Source organism: Deltaproteobacteria bacterium (assembly GCA_016213065.1).
Taxonomy (GTDB): domain Bacteria; phylum UBA10199; class UBA10199; order SPLOWO2-01-44-7; family SPLOWO2-01-44-7; genus JACRBV01.
Map to the genome: position 1 here is coordinate 1 of JACRBV010000080.1, position 7,048 is coordinate 7,048.

7 protein-coding genes are annotated in these 7,048 nt (G+C 45.2%); all 7 read right to left on the bottom strand.

Annotation, left to right across the window (positions count from 1 at the left end):
* Positions 1-609, bottom strand: a 609-nt coding sequence (locus HY877_04915; GenBank protein MBI5299617.1) for a peptide chain release factor N(5)-glutamine methyltransferase, incomplete at its 3' end; no start/stop codon positions are given.
* A complete protein-coding gene (prfA, locus tag HY877_04920) occupies positions 606-1,676 on the bottom strand; it encodes a peptide chain release factor 1 (protein MBI5299618.1) in 1,071 nt (356 codons plus the stop codon). The genes HY877_04915 and prfA, both read right to left, overlap by 4 nt.
* Positions 1,677-1,764: 88 nt before the next feature.
* Positions 1,765-1,986, bottom strand: coding sequence for a 50S ribosomal protein L31 (gene rpmE, locus HY877_04925; GenBank protein ID MBI5299619.1), 222 nt, complete (start codon positions 1,984-1,986; stop codon positions 1,765-1,767).
* A 91-nt stretch (positions 1,987-2,077) separates the two neighbouring features.
* Positions 2,078-3,085, bottom strand: coding sequence for a Fic family protein (locus HY877_04930; protein MBI5299620.1), 1,008 nt, complete (start codon positions 3,083-3,085; stop codon positions 2,078-2,080).
* Between the two features lie 141 nt (positions 3,086-3,226).
* Complete coding sequence (locus HY877_04935; GenBank protein MBI5299621.1) at positions 3,227-3,598, bottom strand: hypothetical protein; 372 nt, start codon at positions 3,596-3,598, stop codon at positions 3,227-3,229.
* A 292-nt stretch (positions 3,599-3,890) separates the two neighbouring features.
* A complete protein-coding gene (locus HY877_04940) occupies positions 3,891-4,436 on the bottom strand; it encodes an SUMF1/EgtB/PvdO family nonheme iron enzyme (GenBank protein MBI5299622.1) in 546 nt (181 codons plus the stop codon).
* Positions 4,437-4,518: 82 nt separating this feature from the next.
* The coding region (locus tag HY877_04945) for a hypothetical protein (GenBank protein ID MBI5299623.1) at positions 4,519-7,048 on the bottom strand (2,530 nt) is incomplete at its 5' end.

Here is a 7,048-nt window from a genome sequence, read left to right on the forward strand (position 1 = left end):
CGTGATTTTTTCAAAGAGATTGCTTTGAACCAACGTGACACGGTCTTCAGCGAATTTCAAATTTTCTTTGGCTACTTGCAGGGCTTCTGCGGAAATATCCGCGGCAACAATGTTTGCCGTTGGCAATTCCTTGGCCAAGGCGGCGGCAATGGCGCCACTGCCTGTGCATAAATCAAGTATTTTAGGTCTATGGTTCACAGTCCATAGTCCATGGTCCAGTATCTCCAGCGCTTTCTCCACCAGATTTTCCGTTGCTGGTCGTGGAATCAAAACCGCCGGCGTCACTTTAATTTTCAGCGACCAGAATTCTTTGTAGCCGACAATATAGGCAATGGGTTCATTTTTCAGCCGACGTTCCACATAACTCTTAAACACCTCCAAATTACCATATGGTAACAGGTACCCTGTGGTAGCCGCGTCAAGACCCGGCTTTGCCGGGTCGCGAAGCATCCGCCAGCTTTTTGGCGGATGCGGAGTACAATAAACTTCGTGCCGTTCGCAACCCAGCGCGTGCGCCAGCAATACCTCGGCGTCGAGTTGGGGCGATTCCATGCCCGCCTTTGTGAGCTGTTCGATGGCTTCATTTAAATGGGACAAAACAGGTTTCACAGATTTTCTGCCTTGAGTGCTTCGGTTTGGAAATGAGTTCGGATGGGGGAGAGGACCTCTTCTAAATGCCCGTCCATAATTTTATCGAGTTGGTAAAGCGTGAGCCCGATGCGGTGATCGGTTAGGCGGTTTTGCGGAAAATTGTAGGTGCGGATTTTTTCGCTCCGGTCTCCGGTTCCCACCATGCCTTTGCGCGTTTTTGCAATTTCAGCCTGTTGCTCTTGCAACATTTTGTCGAAGAGTTTGACTTTCAACAGTTTCATCGCGCGCGCCTTGTTTTTGTGCTGTGAGCGCTCATCCTGACAGGCAACCACAAGTCCTGAAGGGATATGGGTGATCCGGACCGCTGATTGTGTTTTGTTAACGTGTTGTCCTCCGGGTCCACCCGCGGTGTAGGTGTCGATCCGAAGATCTTTATCTTCAATCTGAACTTCCACTTCGTCGGGTTCCGGCAAAACCGCCACGGTGACGGCAGAAGTGTGTACGCGTCCCTGTTGTTCTGTTTTGGGAACTCTTTGCACGCGATGCACACCGCTTTCATATTTTAAAAGACTGTAGACATTTTGTCCGTTGATCTGGACGATGATTTCTTTAAGTCCGCCGATGCCAATAACACTGGATTCCACAACCTCCACTTTCCATCGCTGTGTTTCCGCAAAGCGCGAATACATGCGGAAAAGATCGGAGGCAAAAAGAGCGGCTTCATCTCCGCCGGTGCCTGCGCGAATTTCCAAGAAAACGTTTTTGTCATCGTTGGGATCTTTGGGAAGGAGAAGAAATTTCAATCGTTCTCCCAGATCAGAAATTTTCTTTTCCAAAATCGGAACTTCTTCCTTGGCCATTTGACGAATTTCGGGATCGTTCTCCTGCTCCAGCAGTTCCTTGTTTTGCTGTAAGTCTACTTCAACCAGTTTGTATTGTTGATAAGTCTCCACGAGCGGCACAAGGTCCGATCTCTCTTTGGAAAGTTTTTGAAAGAGTTGATTGTCTCCGATTACTTTCGGATCCGAAAGTTTGCGGTTCAAATCTTCATAATGCCCAATTAATTTTTCAATTTTGGTGTACATAAAAACAGGACTATGGACCATGGACAAGGGACTATGGACCTGAAATGGAGGGTCTATAGTCTATAGTCCATTGTCCATGGTCCTTCTGCTAGTGTCTCGGTTTCTTTTTGAAATTGGCGTACTTCTTTTGGAAACGTTCTACGCGGCCGGCGGAATCGACGAGCTTATGTTTGCCGGTAAAGAAAGGATGGCAGTTGGAACAAATTTCAATGGCATAAGCCTTGGGACCTGTGGAGAGGGTTTTGATCTGATTCCCGCACGCACAGGTGATAACGACTTCATTTAATGTTGGGTGAATGCCTTCTTTCATAGGGGCGTTCTGCTAACATAGTCTTTTGGCCGAGACAAGGGTCTATTTTTGATTTTTGTAAAAAAACTGTATGGCGGCGTGCCCCTGCCGTCTACTTTAAAGATACTAAAACATAATGGGTATTTTTGTGGGTTCCAAGTTTTTCAATGATTCCAGCTCTGAGAAGCGGTTTCAAAACATAGTGAGCTCCGGGTATGGTTACACTTAGGGTTTGGGCAATGTCTCTAATGCCCATCTTGCCTCGTTCCCTCAATATCCGGAGAAGTTTCTCCTGCCGCACTGTTAGAAACAATGGTTCTTTAATCAGGGGTCCAAATGCACGAATTCTCGATTCAACCCGTTCAAGGGTTTCAAGGATGGTTTCTGCCATGAATTCTATCCACCCTCCCAAATCCTGCCCTTCCACCTGAACGCGTTGAAGGTTTTTTATGTAGAGTGCGCGGTTTTCCTGAAGTACCTCATCCAAGGCAAAAATGTGCATTGTGTCAAAGCCTCTGCGGTAAAATTCCCATGTGGCCATAATCCTTGCAACGCGGCCATTGCCATCACGAAATGGATGAATCTCGGCCAGACGAAGATGAAGAATTGCGGATGAGAAAACAGCGGGTAGTTCTTTTGCCGACGTGTTAAACCATTTTAAAAAATCACGCGTATGTTTGGGAACATTTTTCCAAGGCGACCCTACATGAAGACCGGCCCTGACATCCACTTTTCGGTATTTTCCAACGGGTCCTTCATCGACCGCGCCTTTTCCAAGGATGTTATGAAGTTGAAAAATATGGTTTTCAGTTATCTGCGCCGTTTTTTCTTTTTTCTGTATCCACGTAAGAGCATTGAGATAATTCCCGGCCATCTGGACGTGTTTATCCGGATAACCAATAGCCTCTTTTCCTTCTATAAGCCCTCTTACCGCCTCAAGTGAAAGGGTACAACCTTCTATGGCCGTTGACCCCCAAGCGGCTCTTGCCATGGCATCTTTGACCAGAGTTGGAACCCATGGAACACGAATGAGAGAGGATCTTATCTGTTCTCTGATTTTTGCTATATCCTCCAAGAGACAGGTAACCCTAATTGTGGTTTTAAACGCGGGTTGATACATATTGATGAAGTTTACATAAAGTTATTCGTAAAGTCAATAAAGTTCATAAAGTTTTCATAAAGTCCTGAATAAAGGGAGGGATCTAACTTTTGAAAAATGAAAAATTCAAATATCAAAAGTCAAAATTTTGATTTTTGCACTTTAATTTTTGATTTTTTTAGTGGGGTAGCTGTTGATGAATTTGGTCAGATAGTCGACATGACCGGTGACGCGTGGGCCGCCCGGTTTGATGCCCGCTTCTCGCTCTCTTTGGGCTCGAAGAACCGGGTTGGTATCTTGAACGCCCAGATATTTATCGGCGGAATTGGAAAAATCGTGGATATTTCTTGGACTTTTATTCCCAAACGAGAAGAGATCTTTGAACCCTTGGGTTACTTTGCCCAGTAATCCCCCCTCTTGAGCCTGAATTTCACGCCTCTTTCCATGGGTATCGCCTACCGTGGGATGTCCCTTACGGTGATTAAGAGGGGCAAATTGGGGTTTGGGCATTTTATTGTTAATATTACCGCTCATCGCCCTGTTGGTAATTGCAAAATGATTGCCAGATTAAGAGCAGAAATATTTAAGTTTTTGGGTGTTTAAGGAACGAGATAACCAACTGATTTTATTAACTTAAATGTTATAAATATTTTTATACTTAAACACGCCACTGCTTACAAACGAAAGCCCACAGGGGTTTCATCTCCCCATTTTGCCCCTCGCCCCCGGTCCCTAGACCCACAAGATTTTGACACCCACCGTCAAAATTCCGGGGGAACGTCCCCTTTTTGTCGTCAAAAAGTTGGCACCTTTTAGAAATTGTTTTCTATTTTTTTACAGGAAGACTGATGGCACACCGAACGCCGGTGCTGACACTTTCTTTTTTGGGATCTTCAGGAGTTTTCAAATCAACCTTCAGTTTATCGCCGGAAGAAGAAACCCAAGCTCCTCCTCGCAAGACTTTTTCTGCCGTCCATTCGTAGACATTTCCAGACATATCGCAAAGTTCATAACCATTGGGTGGGTAAGAGCAAACCAATGCTGTTGTTTGAGCATCATAGTGTGCCCGCGATTTTGAAATTTCTCCGTCATGAGTTCCGAAGGGATATCCTTGAGGTCCTTCGGCGCCCTTTTCCCATTCAGCATTAGTGGGTAGGCGTTTTCCAAGTGCCCTGCAATAGGCTTGTGCACTTTTCCAATTAAAACCAACCGCAGGTTGACTGGCATTGTTCATCCCCGTAGGGGGCGGCTGGCAGGCACGACTCTTTGCCACGATAGAATGGGGATTTTTTTTACAAAAAATCTGAACCTCCGCATTTGTTGCCTCAGCGTGATCAAGGCAATAAGGGGAAGCGGCGGGGAGAGATTCCATGTTTTTGGGACAAGCAAGGGTTCTCTTTATAATTTTGTCCTCCTGTATTTATTATCGGTTGGAAGGAGTCAAGAGTTGCTTCTTAGGGAAGATCAGGGCAGTTGCCTCTTGTCTCTGTGTAGGGATTACAAACGTCACCAATTGGAAGCCAATCCAGATCATCAACATTTTGGCACTCTTTTTTGGTGATAAGATCATGATTCTGGGTGCAAAGACCTATTTCACTCCAAAATTTCCGATACCAGTCCCAGCCGTTGGGATTAAAAAACCGTTCATATAAAAAATCTCTTTCATTATTACATTTCCATTCGTTTGCCATAAAGGAAGTCGTACAAAGCCCAAATCGATAAGCTCGATATTCTGTCCATTCCCAATATCGATTTGCAAGATGGTTTGCGTATGCTTCTCCTCCTTGCGTTTGTACAGTCTGATAGTCCAAATCCGGTATTACGAGGTCATGAACGAGATGGGCGCCCTCATGCAACAATATGCCTTGGGTGTTTTCGTCCTCTGCTATTCTTAAGCAGTGGAATTTATTTAGTTCTATGCTTTTGGTGTCATTGACTTCTTGCCCACCCACTGAAACTGGAAGCGTCTTAAAAAGAACTTTGCCTTGTCGATGAGCATCCATAATGGTGGCTAACACACGTTGAAAGGCCGCATTTCGTGGGTGTTGTGCACGGGCTAAGACTTGAAGGTAGCCATCTACATGTCTTCCACTGTATTCATATCCTCCCAGTTTTTTTATGTAGTCCGCGTAGTCGCCGTCACCACATTTTGGGAAGCGCATTGTTTCTTCAGTTGTGCAAGGACCTCCACAATCAAGAACCTCTCCCGGCCATATAGGCCGGTTGATATATTCTCCCAAGAAACCAGCTCCATTATAATTGGTCTTATCTGGTACTTCCATCAGTTTGTATAATTCAGAATAACCTTTGGTTAATTCACCCAATGTATAACGACCGTGATAACCTCCTTGATAGGCCTGCTGAAGGCCGATAAAAAGTTTCATAAAACTGATTCTCAGTGCTGTTTCATCCGCTGGTATGAGCGTTGCGGCCGTCCTGATGTTTTCAAGAAGCGGGGAAGCAAACCGTTTATAAAATAGATCGTCAAAGATTTTTTCCCAATCACCGGTCCAAGTCGAACCGGCCCGGAAGAGATTGTAAAGTCCGCTACCCCTGTTTCCCAAAACTTTCGTATAAACCCAGTTTGGTGGGGTACGGAAATCGTTGCCGGCATTGACGGTGGGATCGGCATCCGCTTCAAGCATTTTTTGAGCCATTACTGTTGCCAAAGCCATTGCGTAGGGAACAGTCTGCAATGGATCGGTAGGATTGATAAGCGCAAAGGAACCACTTTGCATATGGGAGTACAAAAACTGGGGGTCTAAACCCGTTTTTTGATCAAGCCAATAACGCCAGGCGTTGGATCGCAAGAGACCACTTTCTGGATCCTGTACGTCATAGAAAAAACGAACAAGAGCTTGTCCCAAAAGCTGATGGGGAGTGGGGATGACAAGGGGGGCCATGCCAAAGTTGTTGGAAAATAATTCACAAACAAATTGATTCCCCTCAAAACTGCAATCTTCGATCGTGGGCCGGCCTTGAGTCAGACCTGTCTCAATTTCCTCCCTCTGTCTCTTGACGTCTTTGTTAAATACTTCTGTTTGCATAACGGCATCGCCCACAAACCACATAATTGCTTTGTGTGCCGGAGAATCGGTATAATCGCTAGCCTCGTGTACCACTTCTCCCGAAGGCCCATTGAGACCAAGAGTCATATAGCCTTCTTTTGTTTGTGTTACTAAGGAGGATGAGAATGGAATATTAAACCAGTCCCAGTAATTTAAATAGAGTGTTGGTGCTCTTCTTCTTATTTTGCTCGAAACAACTAAACGAAAGGGATCCTCTCCCCTTGCACCCATCAACCTTATGTCAACGGCATTAGGTGTGTCGGCTGGCTTGGAGTGATCCATAATAAAGGAAAAACTGAAGGAAGTTGGACTTCCCGGAAGGGGAAAGTGATCAAAGGTAAAAACCAACTTTCCCGGATAATAATAAGTTTTTCTCCATAAAGATGTTTCACCGGGGCCAGTGGCGGTAACTGTTTGAATAGCATAGCTGTAATTGATGTGAGGAGACAGACCGTTGTCAATAAATCCTTTTTCTCGCATGGTTTGTGCGTCCACTTGGCCAACTGTGGATGTGGCGCCGCTTAAGTTTTCCTTCCTTAGAATTCGATAAGCAACAGCATTTTGCAAAGAGGGGGGTAAATTTGCAATTGTGTCCGAAGGTAACACAACAAGAGCCGTATTCGCATTCAGGCGACCAGCATATGTTTTCACGCCGACTATGATATTCGCCTGTTGAGTTGTTTTTCCGCAGAAGAGTTTTTTGTTGTTTTTGAGAGAGCCTTGGCAGATGCCATCGACGATATAATTTCCCGGAGAATTAAAAAAATTGGAAGCGTTGATTGCGGAATTGGGTGAAGTTACAGGCGAGCCCGTCTCAGAAACTTTTGTTACGCGCAAAGAATAAAGTGAAGAAAGTTTTTGTGATGTTGCAACCGTCAGTCGGCATCTTGGAGATTGCCCCACATTCACCTCGAAA

Coding starts and splice junctions, on each gene's coding strand:
- prfA (MBI5299618.1), bottom strand. CDS start 1,676: ATGTACACCAAAATTGAAAAATTAATTGGGCATTATGAAGATTTGAAC.
- rpmE (MBI5299619.1), bottom strand. CDS start 1,986: ATGAAAGAAGGCATTCACCCAACATTAAATGAAGTCGTTATCACCTGT.
- HY877_04930 (MBI5299620.1), bottom strand. CDS start 3,085: ATGTATCAACCCGCGTTTAAAACCACAATTAGGGTTACCTGTCTCTTG.
- HY877_04935 (MBI5299621.1), bottom strand. CDS start 3,598: ATGAGCGGTAATATTAACAATAAAATGCCCAAACCCCAATTTGCCCCT.
- HY877_04940 (MBI5299622.1), bottom strand. CDS start 4,436: ATGGAATCTCTCCCCGCCGCTTCCCCTTATTGCCTTGATCACGCTGAG.